The sequence below is a fragment of the Streptomyces chisholmiae genome, assembly GCF_031845445.1.
Taxonomy (GTDB): domain Bacteria; phylum Actinomycetota; class Actinomycetes; order Streptomycetales; family Streptomycetaceae; genus Streptomyces; species Streptomyces chisholmiae.
The window spans coordinates 375,297-389,661 of record NZ_JAVREO010000003.1; the positions used below are offsets into that span (position 1 = coordinate 375,297).

Below are 14,365 nucleotides of genomic sequence, written 5' to 3' on the forward strand. Positions count from 1 at the left end.
GTCAGCGGCCACATCCGCCGTCGCGGAACAGGGAATTAACACGCGGCGTGCCGAGGCCGGCCGCGCCGCGGCGGGCACCACACCAGCACGGAGGACGGCGTGAGCGAGCGCGGGGGCAAGGTCACCATCCAGTCGGTCGACCGGGCCTTCACCATCCTGGAGGTGCTGGCCGACTCGTCGGCCGAGCTGCCCCTCGGTGTGATCGCCACCCAGACCGGGCTCTCCGCCTCGACCTGTCACCACCTGCTGTCCACCATGAGCCGGCGCGGCTACGTCGCGCAGAACCCGGCCGACCGCAAGTACACCCTGGGCGCCGCCGCCCGGAAGCTCGGCCGACCCAACCCGGCCCAGCTCAACCTCGGCCAGCTCGCCGACCCCGTGATGCGCGCCATCCACGGCCAGACCCAGGAGACCGTGGTCCTCGCCGTGCTCCACGGCAGCGAACTCACCATGGTCTCCAGCCTGGAGTCGCCCCACGCCATCCGCGCCGGCTACGGCTGGGGGGAGCTGTCCGACGCCGCGCACGCCACCGCCGCCGGCAAGGCGATCCTGGCCTGGCTGCCGGAGGCCAAGACCACCGCCCTCGTCCGGGACAAGGGCCTCACCCGCTTCACCGGGTGCACCATCGACTCGGCCGACCGGCTCATCGAGAGCCTGCGCCTGGTCCGCCGCCACGACCTGGCCACCGAACGCGACGAGTTCGTCGAGGGCCTGACCAGCGCGGCCGTCGCCATCCGCACCGAGGACGGCGCGGTCCTCGGCAGCCTGGGCTGCTGCCTGCCCACCATGCGCGCCACGGACGAACGGCTGCGCGCCGTCCAGGAGTTGCTCGGCTCAGGCGCGCGCGCCATCGCCCGCTCGCACGCCCAGTCCGGCTGACCCCTCTCGCCGCCGCCCGGGGCTCGGGGCCGAGAGCCCAGGGCGCGGGAATCAGGTCGCGGGGCTCAGGGCTCGGGTGCCGGACTCAGGGCCGGTTGACGGTGTAGTAGAGCGGCACGTCCTCCGGGGCGTGCAGCCGGTACTCCTCCCCGTCGTCACTGACCATCGCCACCCAGCCGGCCGGCGCGGACTCCGGCCTGACCAGGGTGAACGGGCCGGTGCCGTTCACCGCCCACACCGTGCTGCCGAACCGGACCGTGTGCCCATCCCTGGTGCGGAAACTCGTCGCCATGTACCAGGGGTAGCAGCCCGGCGGCGCCGCGGGCCCGGCTTCACCGAACCCACCCCACACCTCCCCGCCGCCGTAGGATGCCCGGGCAGGCGGCGGGCGGGATCCGCGAGCGAGAGGGAAGAGAGGCGCGCGATGCGCGACTGGGAACTGACCGAGACCTTCGACAGCCCCTCGGGGCAGGTGCGTTGGGGCCAGCTCGGCGACCCGGCCGGCCCGCCGGTGGTGCTGCTGCACGGCACCCCGTTCTCGTCCTACGTCTGGCGCGCCGTCGCCCGGGCGCTCGCCAGGAACCACCGGGTCCTCGTCTGGGACATGCCGGGTTACGGCGCCTCCGCCCAGTTCGACGGCCAGGACGTCTCGCTCGCCGCCCAGGGGCGGGTCTTCGCCGGGCTCCTCGACCACTGGGGCCTGGCCGAACCCAGCGTTGTCGCCCACGACTTCGGCGGCGCCGTCGCCCTGCGCGCGCACCTCCTGCACGGCGCCAGCTACCGCCGCCTCGCCCTGGTCGACCCGGTCGCGCTGGCCCCCTGGGGCTCCCCGTTCTTCCGCCTGGTCGGCGACCACGCCCCGGTCTTCGAACAGCTGCCACCGCACCTGCACCGCGCGCTGGTCCGCGAGTACCTCGGCACGGCCAGCAGCCCCGGGCTGCACCCGGCCGTCCTCGACCGGCTGGCCGAGCCGTGGCTCGGCGAGCGGGGGCAGGCCGCCTTCTACCGCCAGATCGCCCAGGCCGACCAGCGCTACACCAACGAGATCCAGGACCGCTACGGCTCCCTCGACCTTCCGGTCCTGATCTGCTGGGGCGAGGACGACACCTGGATCCCGGTGGCCCGCGCCCACGAACTGGCCGCCCGCGTCCCCACCGCCGAGCTGACCCTCCTCCCGGGCGCCGGCCACCTGGTCCAGGAGGACACCCCGGCCGAACTCACCGCGACCCTCGGCGACTTCCTCACCTGAACCGGCCCCGGCGCGTAGCCGGGGCCGGGCGAAACCTCCGCCGTGGCGTGATCTGTGTCACCCCGCTGGCGAAGCGATGGATATGCCCGCGTGGTCGCCCGCCTCGCGCCGGGGTTGTGCGCCGGCGCGTAACGGCTGGTCAGCCCGGCCCGCCGGGGCCCGGCAGGCGGGCGAGGGGGCGCGGGCACCGGGCCGCCCCCGGCATATGCCCAGGCAGTCGCGGTGCCGCTCACGGGTTGTCCATGAAGTGACATCAACGTTCCGCAGCCCTGAGGGGTTAGCTGATGGCAGAGAGCGACCGCTCACCGTCAGAGGCCGGCACGGGGGTCCCGGCCACCAGGAACTACCCCGAGAGGGATCTTCGTGAGCAACCTTGGCAACAACGTCGTGACCCTGGTTCTCGCCTTACGCGTGCTGGTACCTGACGCGCGCCTCCTGCTGCGGCGCCTGCTGGGCGCCGGCGTCCGGATCGGCGCCACCGCCCTCGCGGAGCGTCACCCCGCCCCGTTCCCGGCGGCCGTCGCCCCGGCCGGGAAGGAGCGCGAGGCGTGAGCGACCACACCCCCGGGATATCCCCCCACGCGCGCGCCGTCCACGAGATCACCAGCCGGCTGCCCGCCGCCTTCTGGGCGTTCCACGACCGCTACCACCGCACCTACAAGGACTACGCCGAACTCCAGCTCGATGACCGCGAGTTGGCCGGTCAGCTCGTGCATCAGGTGATGATGGACCTGGCGCGCAGCTGGACCCGCCTGATGCGGGAGCCGGCGCCGGAGGCCGCTGCCTGGGCGATCCTGAAGATCACCATCGCCGAGGAGCTCGCCCACCGGGGCCAGGAGCCGGCGCTGACCGCCGTCGCCGCGTTCCGCAGTGCCAGCCGCCGCGTCCTGGAAGCCGCCCGCACCCGGTTCGCCGCCCTGGAGAGCTCGCTGGGCCTCTACGCCGCGATCGCGAAGCTCCCCGAGCGGCAGTACGACGTGATCGTCCTCCAGTACGTCCTGGGCCTGGCGCCGGCCCAGGTCGCCAACATCATGGGCGTCGAACCCCCCACCGTCCGCTCCCACCGGATGGTGGCCCGTGCCCGCCTCGCCAAGGAACTGGGACTGTCCGGCGTCGTCCGTGACGACGAAGAGGAGTGACATGAGGTACGACGAGACCGACATCGACGCCCTGCTCGGCGACTCCGCCGCGCCCCCGCCCCACGTCACCGCCGAGAGCGCCGCGGAGGAGGCCGCCGAGTCCCGCCGCCGGATCGAACGCGACATCGCCGACGCCCTGTGGCGCGAGGCGCTGGAACGCGACGAGTTCGCGATCCAGGCCCTTGCCCTGGCCCCCGCGAGCCGTCCCCCCGGCCCGCGGCCGCCCGCCATCCTCCAGGACCGGGCCGGCCGCGACCTGGCCGAGCTGTCCCGGCTGATCATCAGGACCTCGCACGCCGCCACCGACATCGCCGGCCTGGTCGACCGGATCGAACCCGACGGGGCGATGGTCTTCGCCTGCCTGCTCCACCTCTCCAGGAGGCACGACGGCGCCCGCTTCTGGTGGCAGTTCTCCGCCGGCGCCGGCAAGTCCACCGCCGCCCTCTGCCTCTACCTGCTCCACCTCCAGCAGGGCGACATGCGCGACGCGCAGCACTGGGCCGAGGAGGCCGCCGCCCTCGACGACCAGGAACACCGCCGCGGCGCGCCCCGACGGACGTTCTACGTCTGGGAGGAACCGGTCCTCTATCGCCGCGGAACGCCGACCATCGAGTCCATGCTGCTGCGCATCGTCGCCGCCCTCGGCCAGCGCGACCAGCCCCGGCACAGCACCATCAACCCGCGCCTGAATGTCGCGATCCGGGGCCTGGAGACGGATCACCATCCGCTCTTCGGCGACATCCCCCGCGCCGACCTCACCCTGGTCGAGCAGCTCGAAGCCACGGCGTAGCCCGCGCCGGCGGGTGGGCCGGCCCACCCGCCGGCTCACCCAACGCCTGGGTTACCCAGGGGAGTTGAAGAAGCGCAGGCCGCCGACGGGTGTGTCGGAGGCGATCTCCGGCGCGGTCCAGGGGTGGGCGGAGTGGTCGTCGACCGCCACGCCGCCGTGCGCCAGCAGGAGTCCGACCAGCTGGCGCACTTCGGGCCTGCCGTTGACCCGGCCGGAGACGTCGATCCGCGCGGCCCAGGTGGGGCGGTGGCCGACGGCCGCTTCCAGGACCGCCACGTCCTCGGGCTCCCAGTCGTGGAAGAGGAGGCCGGACCGTTCGTCGTCGATCTCGACCCAGAGGCAGCCCGCCACGTGCCAGGGCTCCCGCTGCGCGGGCGCGTGCCGGTCGAGCCAGGACACGGTCCGGGCCCGCTCGCCCGCGGGGAACACGAAGACGTTGCGCACGGGGCCAGCCTAGGCCGGCGCCGGGCCGTCAGCCGCGGCTCCACGGCCAGCGCCAGCGCCGCCCGGCCGTTCGCGTCGTCGGGCCGGTCGGCGGGGCGGGAGCGACCGGCCAGCCGGCCCGCGCCATCGCCACCCGCAGCCGCGCCTGGTGCGCCTCGTCCGCCGCGCGGGCCTGGCCGCTGTGGCCTTGCAGCCAGACGTACGTCCGCGGTCCGAGCACCGAATTCCCCGCGAAGCCGTTGACGTGGTCGGCCACCGCGCGCAGCCCGTCGGGGTCGGCGGGGTGGTGGCCGCCGTCGCCGGTCACCAGGATCGGCGCCCCCTCGGGACCGAGCCGCAGCGTGAAGAAGGTGCCGATGAGACCGACGGTGCGCGCCTCGAAGTGGTACTCCGACGCGCCGTCGGGCAGCCGGGGCAGGTCGCTCTCCCGCTCCCCCCGTAGCAACGCGTCCGCGTCGAGGGGCAGCGGCCCCAGGTAGCACCGCAGCCCCACCGCGCGCCCGGCGGCCAGCAGGAGGTCGGCGGTCTCGTGCGGCATCGGCGTCCCCGCTCGTCGGGCCGGCACACCGGACCGGCCCGGCTCCGGCGTCACGCGCCATCCTCGCAGAGCGGTGCCAACCGGCAAGTGGCCGCGCGTCGACCGAAGTTGACACCACGTCCCGGCCGCGACCATCATTCTGCTAGTCAACTAGTGGAGTGACGGTTGTGGTCATCAGGTTCACGGTCGAGAGACGACGCGGGGTCGCCGCCTACCAGCAGCTCGTCGAGCAGGTGAAGCAGGCGACGCGCACCGGCGCCCTCAGGGTGGGGGACCAGCTGCCCACCGCCAAGGAGGTGGCCGAGACCTGCGCGGTCAACCCCAACACCACCCTCAAGGCCTACCGGGAGTTGGAACGCGAGGGCCTGGTGGAGCTGGTACAGGGGCGCGGCACCTTCGTCCGCGAGGTGCCCGAGCACCCGCGCCTGGACCCCGGCTCCCCGCTGGTGGCCGAGCTGGCGTCCTGGCTGGACCGGGCGCGGCTGGCCGGGCTCGACCGGCACGCCGTGCAGGCCGCCCTCGACCTGGCCTGGGAGCTGGGCGGCGCCGTGCCCGCGATCGCGGCCGACCGGTCGGGGGAGACCGACCGGCCGGGGCGGGGGGAGCCACGATGACGACCGGCACCATGACGACCGGAGCGGACGGCGTGGCGCTCGAAGTGCGCCGGCTGGGCCGGCGGTACGGCCGGAAGTGGGCCCTGCGCGATGCCACGTTCCGGCTGCCCGCCGGCCGGGTCTGCGGCCTGGTCGGGCCGAACGGCGCCGGCAAGACGACGCTGCTGGAGATCGCCGCCGGCCTCAGGTCCGCGTCCACCGGCCGGGCCGAGATCCTCGGCCACCCGGCGGGCTCGGCGGAGGCCCGCGCCCGCACCGCGTTCCTGCCGCAGGAGAAGCCGCTCTTCCGGCGGTTCACCGTCGCCGAGACGCTCCGCCTGGGCCGGGAGCTGAACCCCGGCTGGGACCAGCGCCTGGCCGAGGACTTCGTCCGCGCCGGCGGCGTGTCGCCGACACAGCGGGTGGGTGGCCTCTCCGGCGGGCAGCGCACCCGGCTCGCCCTCGCCCTGGCGCTCGGCAAGCGGCCCGAACTGGTGCTGCTGGACGAGCCGTTGGCCGACCTGGACCCCCTCGCGCGCCGGGAGACCGTGGCCGCCCTGCTCGGCGAGGTCGCCGAGCGCGGGATCACGGTGCTGCTCTCCAGCCACCTGGTCGCTGAGCTGGACACACTCTGCGACCACCTGCTGCTGCTCTCCCGGGGCGGGCTGCGCCTGGCGGGCGACATCGACGAGATCATCAGCGTGCACCGGATGCTCTCCGCCCCCCTCGGCGGCGACACCGTCCCCGCCGGACTCACCCCGCACACCGTCGTGGAGACCGACCGTCACGGCGACCGGATCACCGCCCTGGTCCGGCCGGGCGGGCCCGTCGACCCCGGCTGGCAGTCCTGGTCGCCGACCCTGGAGGAACTCGTGCTCGCGTACCTCAGGCAGGCCGACCCGCCGCCGCTGATTAGCCCGAGCGCCCATGTCCCGGGCCTGGCCCAGGAGGTGCCGGCATGAGTACCGCGACCAGGACCGCCCCGCAGGGTGACCCCGGGGCGCGGGCCGCCGCCCCGCGCCCCGGCCTCCGCGCCCGCCTCCGCCCGCACGGCATGGTCTGGCTGGTGTGGCGCCAGCACCGAGCCGGCCTCTGGACGGTGCTGGCCCTGGCCGCCGCGACGACCGGCGCCCTGCTCTGGGTGCGCGGCGACCTGGCCGACACCCTCGCGGCCAACCCGCTCGTGGCGGGCGAGGACTTCGACATGGCGCTCGTCCCCCACGTGGACCGCATCGACCTGGTGGGGCTGGCCCTGACCTTCGTTCCGCTGCTGATCGGGGTCTTCCTCGGCGCCCCGCTCTTCGCGGGGGACCTGGAGAGCGGTACCGCCAAACTGGTCGGCGTCCAGTCGTCGAGCAGCCGACGGTGGCTGCTCACCAAGCTCGGCACGGCCGCCGCGGTCGCCTGCCTCGGCGCCGTGGCGGTCGGGCTGGCCTTCCGCGGCTGGTGGGACCTGATCAGTGCCTGGGGCATCGGCCCCACGTTCGAGACGACGCAGGTGTTCGACAGCACGGGACCGGTGCTGGTCGCGATGACGCTGCTGGCACTGCTGATCGGTGCCACCGTGGGCCTCTACCTGCGCCGCACCCTGCCGGCGATGGTCGTCACGCTGGGCATCCTGGTGGCGTTGAAGATCGCCTGGGAACCTTTCCGTCTCGCCTTCGGCAGCACCACCACCGTCACCACCAGCGACGGCACGGCCTCGGGCCCGCCCCGACCGCCGGACGGCGCGGTGCATCTCGACACCTTCCGGCTCGCCGCCGACGGCGGCAGCCACGACGGGGAGTCTTGCGTCCCCCCGGGGCAGGTCGAGCCGGACGACGCGTGGTGCGAGGAGAGCCAGGAGATCGTCGGCTGGTCCGTGGAGTACCTCCCGCTCTCCCAACTCGCCCCCATGCAGTGGCTGTCCGCCGCCGCGCTGGGCGCCGTCGCGCTCGGCGTCGGCGTCCTCCTTCGGCACGCCGCCCGCCGCGCGCTGCGGTAGCCCGGCCGCGCCGGCCGGTCAGCGCGGCGGCGGCGCGCCGGCCGCGGCCAGCCGGGCCCGGGCGGCCGCCCGCACCTCGGGCGTCTCGCTCGGGTCGTCGCGCGACTCGACGATCCGGCCGCGGGTCCCGGGGCGGTCGGGGGCAGTGGCGACGGCCAGCAGCCGGGCGGTCTCCTCGCAGTCCCAGAGGGATTCGGCGCGGGCGAGGTCCAGGCCGCCCTGGTCGATGGCGGCGAGCGCCGTCAGATACGCGGCCCGCTCGTACGAGTGCGGGGTGACCAGCCAGAAACGCCGCAGGTAGGGCACCGCTTCGGCGGCCTTGGGCCCGAACCGCGCCAGCCGCCGGGCGGTGCGGTCGGGGCCGCACCAGCCGGGCGCCGCCCACTGCCGGGCGAGCTTCGCCAAAAGGCCAGGCAGCACCTCGGGGCCGCCGTGGTCGGCCAGCACGTCCGCGCCCAGTCGGGCCAGCCACGGGCGCCCGTCCCGCGCCCACCCCCGGGCCGCCGGCACCGCGCGGGCGCCAAGGTCCTCCACCGCCCTGGTGAGCGCGGGCAACGGCCACCGGCCGTCCGGGGTGCCCAGCCCCGGCACCAGCGGGATCAGGCCTTCCGCCGGCCCCCGCCCGCGCAGCGTACGCAGCGCGTGCACCTTCACGTCGTCCTCGGTGGCGCGGTCGGCCAGCAGGCCGAGCAGCTCCTCGTCGTCGAGCCCGTCCAGGACGGGCCGCGGTGCGAACCGGCGGGCCCGCACCGCGATTCCGAACCGGGTCCACGGCTCGGCGGCCCACGGAGGCTCCGCCTCCCCACCGATCCGCGCGCGTGCCACCTCGCCCAGGTCCGCCCACCACTCCGCCGGCCAGCGCGCCGTCACGGACTCCAGCACGCGGACCCAGTGCTCGCCCGTCCGGACATACTCCCGGAGCCCCTCCCGAGCCTCCTCGCAGCCGGCGAGCGCGAGCGACTCCAACACCTCGCCGGCCCGGGCGCTCGCCTCCTCGTCCCCGGCCAGCTGGTCGATGACCGGCCCCCGGGACAGCTTCAACTCCCGGACCAGCCACGCGAGATACCAGGACCGGTCGTCGACCTGATCCCACCGCCAGTCCCGCCGGACCCCGTCGTACACCCACCCGGCGGCCCCACGCGGATCCGCGCGCGCCCGCAACGCGCCCAGCCCACGCCCCCGTCGCGGCAGACCCTCGACGCAGCCGTGGCCCGCTTACGCCCTCCCACCCCGATCACTCACCCGAGGCACCCTACGCACGACGGCCCGCGTCGGCTTGCCGACGGCGGGGTGCAACCGGCCACGCGACAACCCGCATGCGCATGGCGGTCGCGCGGAGCCGGTGCCCCGTGACCCCGTGGCCAACGGCGCGGCGGTGCGGGACTGCTGCGTGTGGCAGGGGAGTCGGGGTCCGACTCGTGCACTTCCCGGAGGGTGCGATCTCGGGCCATCCCTCCGGCGCCGAGGCGAAGCGGGTGCTGGCGGGCTGGCCCATCGACTCGGCGGCGGTGCGGCACGAGGGGGAGCTGACGGCCAGGGCGGCGGCAGATCTCGGCCTCTGGGTCGTCCTGGGCGCCAGCCACCGCCTGACTCCGCCGAACCGGCCGCACAACAGCCGGCACGTGATCTCCGACCGGGGCTGGCCGGTCGGTCGCCACTCGCGGGGTCCCGGCGACGGCGGTGGTCGGGCACGATGGCGCCATGCGCCCCTTCCGTTTCCTCACCTCAGTCGGCGAACCGTACGACGGCCCGGGCCTGGCCGCCTTCGCGCGGCGCGCGGAGTCCCTCGGCTACAGCGCCGTGGTGATCCCGGACCATCTCGGCACCGACCACGCCCCGGTCCCGCTGCTCTCCGCCGTGGCGGCGGTGACCGAGAGACTCCGGGTCGGCACCTTCGTGTTCAACAACAACCTGCGCCATCCCGCCGTTCTGGCCCAGGAGTTGGCGACGCTTGACCGGCTCTCCGACGGCCGCGTGGAGATCGGCCTGGGTGCCGGCTGGAACCGGCCCGAGCACGACGCGATCGGCCTCCCCTTCGAGCCCGTCGGCACGCGGGTCGCCCGGCTCGCGGAATCCATCCGGGTCCTCAAGGGCTGCTTCGGCGAGGAGCCGTTCTCCTGTCGCGGCGAGCACTACACGATCACGGACTTCGATGCGCTACCGAAGCCGGTCCAGCGCCCGCACCCGCCGTTCTTCGTCGGTGGCGGGGGGAAGCGCCTGCTGACCCTGGCCGCCAAGGAGGCCCAGATCATCGGCCTGGCGCCCCGGATCGGGCGGGACGGCAAGGGTCTGCCGACCCTCGACACACCGAGCATCACGGTCGCGGCCACCGAGGAGAAGGTGCGCTGGATCCGCGAGGCGGCCGGCGACCGTTTCCCCGAGCTGGAGCTGAACACCTACCCGACCGGCGGCCCGATGGTCGTCACCGCCGACGCCAGGGGTGAGGCCCGCAGACGGGCGGACGCGCTCCGCGCGCGCACGGGGGTCGAGCTGACCGTCGGGGAAATCCTGGAGTCGCCGCATGTGTTCATCGGCTCGGTCAGGGAACTGACCCAGAAGCTGCTGGACTTGCGCGAACGCCTGGGCATCAGCTCCTTCCTCCTCGACGAGACGGAGGCCGCGGCCCCGATCGTGGCGGCGCTGGCGGGACGCTGAGCCCCGAAGTCCCGCACGGCTGGCCGTGGTTGCTCGCGGTTGTCGCCACCCGACCGCTGTGGCGCAGCTGACGCCGGGGCCGCGAGCCCGGCACCGGGTGGCAGGCCCAGCCCCGCTCCGAGGCGACGCGCGGGACGTTCCCGGCCCCGCGCCCCGGCAGGGGTGCCCCCAGAGCGCCGGTCGCGCCCCAACCCACGGCAGGACCCCACCTGCCGCGTCCTCCGCTCGACGCGCCGGTCCACGCGCGCCCGGTAGAACGCCGTGTCGCTTTCCCACCCCAGCGCCACCGGCGTCACGCACCAGCGCGGGACGAACGGGAACCGGCCCAGCGTGGCGTCCAGCATCCGCGTCGCGGCGTCCTCGGTGCCCGGCAGCACGTGGACGACCAGCCGCCCCACGTGGCCTCGATCGAGATCTCCCCGACGTCGAGGACGGCCCGGCGGTACGGAGCCCTTCGCGCGCACCTGACGCGGGGCGCTTCTCCGCAGCCCGCGCACCGCACTCACGGGGGACGGCGCCTGCGCCACCTCAGTGGCCGTCGACGAGTAGAGCAGGTCCCGCTTCACCGTGCGGCTGACCGACGCCTCCGGCACCCGGCGGACGCCGGCCGGGGACCCCCCCGCCCCTCACCCGCGCCACCGTCGTCCCCGGCGCCACGGTGCCCACGGGCGGCCTCGCCGCTCGGGCGGATCCGGCCGCCGGCCGCAACGCCCGCCGCTGACCGGCAGAAACGGCGCAAGCCGCTGCCGTTCCGCATCCGTGCGGTGACCCCGCCCCATGCCCACCCCAGCGAGTCAGGCTCAGACCGTCACACGATCGCCCGGACTCCTAGGCCCTCGTCGCCGCTCCGGCGCGCGCCCGCCGTCCGCGCCGGGCCAGGCGGCCGCGCGCAGCAGCCGCAGCCCGTTGAGGCCGACGATGACGGTGGAGCCCTCGTGGCCGGCGACACCGAGCGGCAGCGGCAGCGTGCCGAACAGGTCCCAGGCGACCAGCACGGCGATGAACGTCCCCGCGATGACCAGGTTCTGCACCACGAGGCGCCGCGCCGTGCGCGACAGCCGCACCATGGCGGGGACGGCGGCGAGTTCGTCGCGCACCACCACGGCGTCGGCCGTCTCCAGCGTCAGGTCGGCGCCGACCCCGCCCATCGCGACCCCGCAGTGGGCGGTGGCCAGCGCGGGCGCGTCGTTGACGCCGTCGCCGACGACCAGCACCCGGTGGCCGCGCGCCTGCCAGTCGCGGACCGCGGCCACCTTGTCCTGCGGCAGCAGGCCGGCCCTGACCTCGGTGATGCCGACCTCGGCCGCCAGGTGCCGGGCGGCGGGCTCGTGGTCGCCGGTCAGCAGCACCGGCGCCCGGCCGGTGAGGGCGGTGAACGCGGCGACGGTGGCCGCCGCGTCCGCCCGCGCCCGGTCCGCGACGCCCAGCACCCCGACGGGCACCCCGTCGCGTTCCACGACCACCACGGTGCGGCCGGCCGCCGCCAACTCGGCCAGCTCCTCGGCGAGCCCCACGCCGTCGCCGGTGAGTTGGGCGGGGGAGCCGATCCGGACCCGGTGGCCCCCGACGGTGGCGGCCACCCCCCGCCCGGGCAGCGCGGCGAAGTCCGTGGCGGTCGGCGGCGCCAGGCCCCGTTCCCGGGCGGCGGCGACCACGGCGCGGGCCAGCGGGTGTTCGCTGGGGTGCTCGGCTGCGGCGGCCAGCCGCAGCAGGGCGGCCTCGTCCAGCCCGCCGCCGGGCAGCGGGCGCACGTCGGTGACCCGCGGTGTGCCCTCGGTCAACGTGCCGGTCTTGTCGAGGGCGACGACGTCGATCTGGCCGAGCCGTTCCATGACCACGGCGGACTTGGCCAGCACCCCGTGCCGGGCGCCGTTGGCGATGGCGGACAGCAGCGGCGGCATGGTGGAGAGCACCACCGCGCACGGCGAGGCCACGATCATGAACGTCATCGCGCGCAGCAGGGCGGACCGGAACGGGTCGCCGAGGGTGAGGGGGACGGTGAAGATGGCGAGGGTCGCGATGACCATGCCGAGCGAGTAGCGCTGTTCGACCTTCTCGATGAAGAGCTGGGTGGGCGCCTTGGTCTCGGCGGCTTCCTCCACCATGCGCACGATCCGGGCCAGTACCGAGTCCGCCGGGTCGCGGGTCACCCGGACCCGGAGCACGCCGGTGCCGTTGACGGTGCCGGCGAACACCTCGTCGCCCGCCCGCTTGGCGGCCGGCAGCGGCTCGCCGGTGATGGTGGCCTGGTCGACGTCGCTGACCCCGGAGACCACCAGGCCGTCGCCGCCGACCCGTTCGCCGGGGCGGACCAGGATCTGGTCCCCGACGCCGAGGGCGCCGGCTTCGACGGTCTCCTCGGTGCCGTCCGCCCGCAGCCGGGTCACGGTGTGCGGGGCGTGGTCGAGCAGGCCGCGCACGGAGTCGGCGGTCCTGGCGGTCGCGACCGCCTCCAGGGCGCCCGAGGTGGCGAAGATGACGATCAGCAGGGCGCCGTCGAGCACCTGGCCGATCGCGGCCGCGCCCAGCGCCGCGACCACCATCAGCAGGTCCACGTCCAGCGTCTTCTCGCGCAGCGCCAGCAGCCCCGCCCAGCCGGGTTCCCAGCCGCCGGTGACATAGGTCGCCAGGAGGAGCGTGCCCCAGGACCAGCCGGGGGCGCCCAACAGGTGGAGGGGCAGGGCGAGCAGGAACAGCACCAGGGCCGCCAGCGCCCAGCGGGCCTCCGGCAGCGCCAGCACGCGGAGCCGGCGGCGGGGTCGGGCGGGCGGCAGGGACCGCTGGCCGGGGAGAGCGGGCATGACGGGGCACCCCTTCGCGGGTGGGTGGCACGAGCGCCTCAGCATACCGGATCATCTGAACAGGTCTTCAGGTGTCGCGGGTAGGGTGCACCCATGGGCCACCAACGCGTCACCCCCGTCACCGCCACCACCCGCGAACGCCTCGACGCGGTCGGCCCCGCCGATGTCGCCGCCACCCTCCAGGCCCTGGCTACCCCCTCCCGCCTGCACATCCTGGCCCGCCTCCAGGAAGGCCCCTGCGCGGTCGGCGACCTCGCGGAAGCCGTCGGCATGGAGCCGTCCGCCTGCTCCCACCAGCTGCGGCTGCTGCGCAACCTCGGCCTGGTCACCGGCGAACGCCGGGGCCGCTCGATCGTCTACGCCCTCTACGACGACCACGTCGCCGAACTCCTCGACCAAGCGCTCTACCACGTCGAGCACCTGCGCCTCGGCCTGCGCGACACCGCCTCCCCGGCGCCCGGCGACTGACCGCACCCCGCCCCGGCGTCGCGACCCGGCGCCCCGCCCCGGCGTCGCGGCACGGTGGCCGCCGGTGTCCGCGCCGCCGCCCGGCCCGACCGGGCCGCGAGGGCCCGGAAGGGGCCCGGAAGGGGGCCGGCCGAGGCGAGGGCCGCCGTCCCACCCCTGACCGGGGGTGGGACGGCGGCCGTCAGCCCGTGGACCTGGTCAGCCCTGCGGGACTTCCTGGATCAGCCAGAGCCGGTCCTTGCTCCACCACGGGTCGAGCAGGGTGATCCAACTGTCCATGTGGTCGGGGTGGGTCAGCCCGAGCACATAGCGGGTTCCGGTGAGGGCGATCTGGTAGTAGTCGCCCCGACGCCGCAGCTGCCACTGGTCACGGGCCTGCGGCAGCTGCTTCTCCAGCAGGATGGGGCCCTGGTAGCGGATGTTCTCGTAGACGGCGGTGTCCTCCTGCTTGCGCAGCGGTTCCAGGAACCGGTCCGTCGCGACGTGCCGGATGCTGTAGGTGTCGGAGCCGGTCGGGGTGAGATCGAATCTGTGGTGGCCCTGGAGACGCTCGTGGTCTTCCCGGAGCGCCTTGAGGTGCTGTCGCTTGTTGACGAAGGAGTCGGGGATCAGCACCCCGCCGGTGTGCGCGCTGATGATCATCCGCTCGCCCGTCAGTTGTTCCGGAGCGGCGGACAGTTCCGTGGACTCGATGGTCATCCTTGCCTCGTTCACTCGTCGCGGGTGTTGCTCTGCACGCCGAGTCAGATGCTTGCCCACGGGCCGGTGGCCCGCGCCTGGCTCGGGCCGGTTTCACCCGAACGTGGCGGCCTGTCCGCGCGCCCC

At 75.0% G+C, this 14,365-nt stretch carries 16 protein-coding genes; 10 read left to right on the top strand and 6 right to left on the bottom strand.

The window, feature by feature from the left end; translation table 11 throughout:
• Window positions 1-99 precede the first annotated feature (99 nt).
• Window positions 100-879 carry an IclR family transcriptional regulator gene (locus RM844_RS06770; protein WP_311665896.1) on the top strand — a complete coding sequence of 260 codons (780 nt, stop codon included), beginning with the start codon at window positions 100-102 and terminating at the stop codon, window positions 877-879.
• Between the two features lie 85 nt (window positions 880-964).
• Here RM844_RS06770 and RM844_RS06775 read toward each other — a convergent pair whose 3' ends face one another.
• On the bottom strand, window positions 965-1,171 hold the full coding sequence (locus RM844_RS06775) for a hypothetical protein (protein ID WP_311665898.1): 207 nt from the start codon (window positions 1,169-1,171) through the stop codon (window positions 965-967).
• A 132-nt stretch (window positions 1,172-1,303) separates the two neighbouring features.
• Here RM844_RS06775 and RM844_RS06780 point away from each other — a divergent pair, with 132 nt between their 5' ends.
• The 4 genes from RM844_RS06780 to RM844_RS06795 all read left to right on the top strand — a co-directional run bounded on the left by RM844_RS06780 (window position 1,304) and on the right by RM844_RS06795 (window position 4,057).
• A complete protein-coding gene (locus RM844_RS06780) occupies window positions 1,304-2,128 on the top strand; it encodes an alpha/beta fold hydrolase (RefSeq protein WP_311665900.1) in 825 nt (274 codons plus the stop codon).
• A 363-nt stretch (window positions 2,129-2,491) separates the two neighbouring features.
• Window positions 2,492-2,680 (top strand): hypothetical protein, encoded by a 189-nt coding sequence (locus tag RM844_RS06785; protein ID WP_311665903.1) that lies wholly within the window; start codon window positions 2,492-2,494, stop codon window positions 2,678-2,680.
• Window positions 2,677-3,267, top strand: a complete 591-nt coding sequence (locus tag RM844_RS06790) for an RNA polymerase sigma factor (protein ID WP_311665905.1) — start codon at window positions 2,677-2,679, stop codon at window positions 3,265-3,267. The genes RM844_RS06785 and RM844_RS06790 overlap by 4 nt, the downstream gene beginning before the upstream one ends.
• Window position 3,268: 1 nt before the next feature.
• Window positions 3,269-4,057, top strand: a complete 789-nt coding sequence (locus RM844_RS06795; RefSeq protein ID WP_311665907.1) for a hypothetical protein — start codon at window positions 3,269-3,271, stop codon at window positions 4,055-4,057.
• Between the two features lie 51 nt (window positions 4,058-4,108).
• Here the strand turns inward: RM844_RS06795 and RM844_RS06800 are convergent, their stop codons facing one another.
• Window positions 4,109-4,501 carry a hypothetical protein gene (locus RM844_RS06800; RefSeq protein WP_311665910.1) on the bottom strand — a complete coding sequence of 131 codons (393 nt, stop codon included), beginning with the start codon at window positions 4,499-4,501 and terminating at the stop codon, window positions 4,109-4,111.
• Between the two features lie 28 nt (window positions 4,502-4,529).
• Window positions 4,530-5,039 (bottom strand): hypothetical protein, encoded by a 510-nt coding sequence (locus RM844_RS06805; protein WP_311665912.1) that lies wholly within the window; start codon window positions 5,037-5,039, stop codon window positions 4,530-4,532.
• A gap of 158 nt (window positions 5,040-5,197) precedes the next feature.
• On the opposite strand from RM844_RS06805, the gene RM844_RS06810 reads away from it, so the two are divergent.
• Genes RM844_RS06810 through RM844_RS06820 form a run of 3 tightly spaced genes read left to right on the top strand, consistent with a single transcriptional unit; the run spans window position 5,198 to window position 7,616 of the window.
• Window positions 5,198-5,653: a GntR family transcriptional regulator gene (locus RM844_RS06810; protein ID WP_311665914.1), complete on the top strand. Its 456-nt coding sequence runs from the start codon at window positions 5,198-5,200 to the stop codon at window positions 5,651-5,653.
• Window positions 5,650-6,594 carry an ABC transporter ATP-binding protein gene (locus tag RM844_RS06815; RefSeq protein WP_311665916.1) on the top strand — a complete coding sequence of 315 codons (945 nt, stop codon included), beginning with the start codon at window positions 5,650-5,652 and terminating at the stop codon, window positions 6,592-6,594. Before RM844_RS06810 ends, RM844_RS06815 begins: the two co-directional genes overlap by 4 nt.
• On the top strand, window positions 6,591-7,616 hold the full coding sequence (locus RM844_RS06820) for an ABC-2 transporter permease (RefSeq protein WP_311665918.1): 1,026 nt from the start codon (window positions 6,591-6,593) through the stop codon (window positions 7,614-7,616). The genes RM844_RS06815 and RM844_RS06820 overlap by 4 nt, the downstream gene beginning before the upstream one ends.
• Window positions 7,617-7,634: 18 nt before the next feature.
• Here the strand turns inward: RM844_RS06820 and RM844_RS06825 are convergent, their stop codons facing one another.
• Window positions 7,635-8,738 carry a hypothetical protein gene (locus RM844_RS06825; protein WP_311665920.1) on the bottom strand — a complete coding sequence of 368 codons (1,104 nt, stop codon included), beginning with the start codon at window positions 8,736-8,738 and terminating at the stop codon, window positions 7,635-7,637.
• Between the two features lie 579 nt (window positions 8,739-9,317).
• Between RM844_RS06825 and RM844_RS06830 the strand changes: the two genes are divergently transcribed.
• Entirely contained in the window at window positions 9,318-10,271 is a 954-nt protein-coding gene (locus RM844_RS06830; protein WP_311665922.1) for a TIGR03621 family F420-dependent LLM class oxidoreductase, read from the top strand.
• 800 nt (window positions 10,272-11,071) lie between these two features.
• On the opposite strand, the gene RM844_RS06835 is transcribed toward RM844_RS06830, so the two are convergent.
• The gene (locus RM844_RS06835) at window positions 11,072-13,072 is read right to left on the bottom strand and encodes a heavy metal translocating P-type ATPase (RefSeq protein WP_311665924.1); all 2,001 of its coding nucleotides are present in this window, start codon (window positions 13,070-13,072) and stop codon (window positions 11,072-11,074) included.
• 93 nt (window positions 13,073-13,165) lie between these two features.
• On the opposite strand from RM844_RS06835, the gene RM844_RS06840 reads away from it, so the two are divergent.
• On the top strand, window positions 13,166-13,540 hold the full coding sequence (locus RM844_RS06840; protein ID WP_311665926.1) for an ArsR/SmtB family transcription factor: 375 nt from the start codon (window positions 13,166-13,168) through the stop codon (window positions 13,538-13,540).
• Between the two features lie 198 nt (window positions 13,541-13,738).
• Here the strand turns inward: RM844_RS06840 and RM844_RS06845 are convergent, their stop codons facing one another.
• Window positions 13,739-14,239, bottom strand: a complete 501-nt coding sequence (locus RM844_RS06845; protein ID WP_311665928.1) for a hypothetical protein — start codon at window positions 14,237-14,239, stop codon at window positions 13,739-13,741.
• Between the last annotated feature and the right edge of the window lie 126 nt (window positions 14,240-14,365).

What these genes read in the sequence shown, in the direction of transcription:
- RM844_RS06775 (WP_311665898.1), bottom strand. Translation starts at nt 1,171, where the DNA reads ATGGCGACGAGTTTCCGCACCAGGGATGGGCACACGGTCCGGTTCGGC.
- RM844_RS06780 (WP_311665900.1), top strand. Translation starts at nt 1,304, where the DNA reads ATGCGCGACTGGGAACTGACCGAGACCTTCGACAGCCCCTCGGGGCAG.
- RM844_RS06795 (WP_311665907.1), top strand. Translation starts at nt 3,269, where the DNA reads ATGAGGTACGACGAGACCGACATCGACGCCCTGCTCGGCGACTCCGCC.
- RM844_RS06805 (WP_311665912.1), bottom strand. Translation starts at nt 5,039, where the DNA reads ATGCCGCACGAGACCGCCGACCTCCTGCTGGCCGCCGGGCGCGCGGTG.
- RM844_RS06815 (WP_311665916.1), top strand. Translation starts at nt 5,650, where the DNA reads ATGACGACCGGCACCATGACGACCGGAGCGGACGGCGTGGCGCTCGAA.
- RM844_RS06820 (WP_311665918.1), top strand. Translation starts at nt 6,591, where the DNA reads ATGAGTACCGCGACCAGGACCGCCCCGCAGGGTGACCCCGGGGCGCGG.
- RM844_RS06830 (WP_311665922.1), top strand. Translation starts at nt 9,318, where the DNA reads ATGCGCCCCTTCCGTTTCCTCACCTCAGTCGGCGAACCGTACGACGGC.
- RM844_RS06835 (WP_311665924.1), bottom strand. Translation starts at nt 13,072, where the DNA reads ATGCCCGCTCTCCCCGGCCAGCGGTCCCTGCCGCCCGCCCGACCCCGC.
- RM844_RS06840 (WP_311665926.1), top strand. Translation starts at nt 13,166, where the DNA reads ATGGGCCACCAACGCGTCACCCCCGTCACCGCCACCACCCGCGAACGC.
- RM844_RS06845 (WP_311665928.1), bottom strand. Translation starts at nt 14,239, where the DNA reads ATGACCATCGAGTCCACGGAACTGTCCGCCGCTCCGGAACAACTGACG.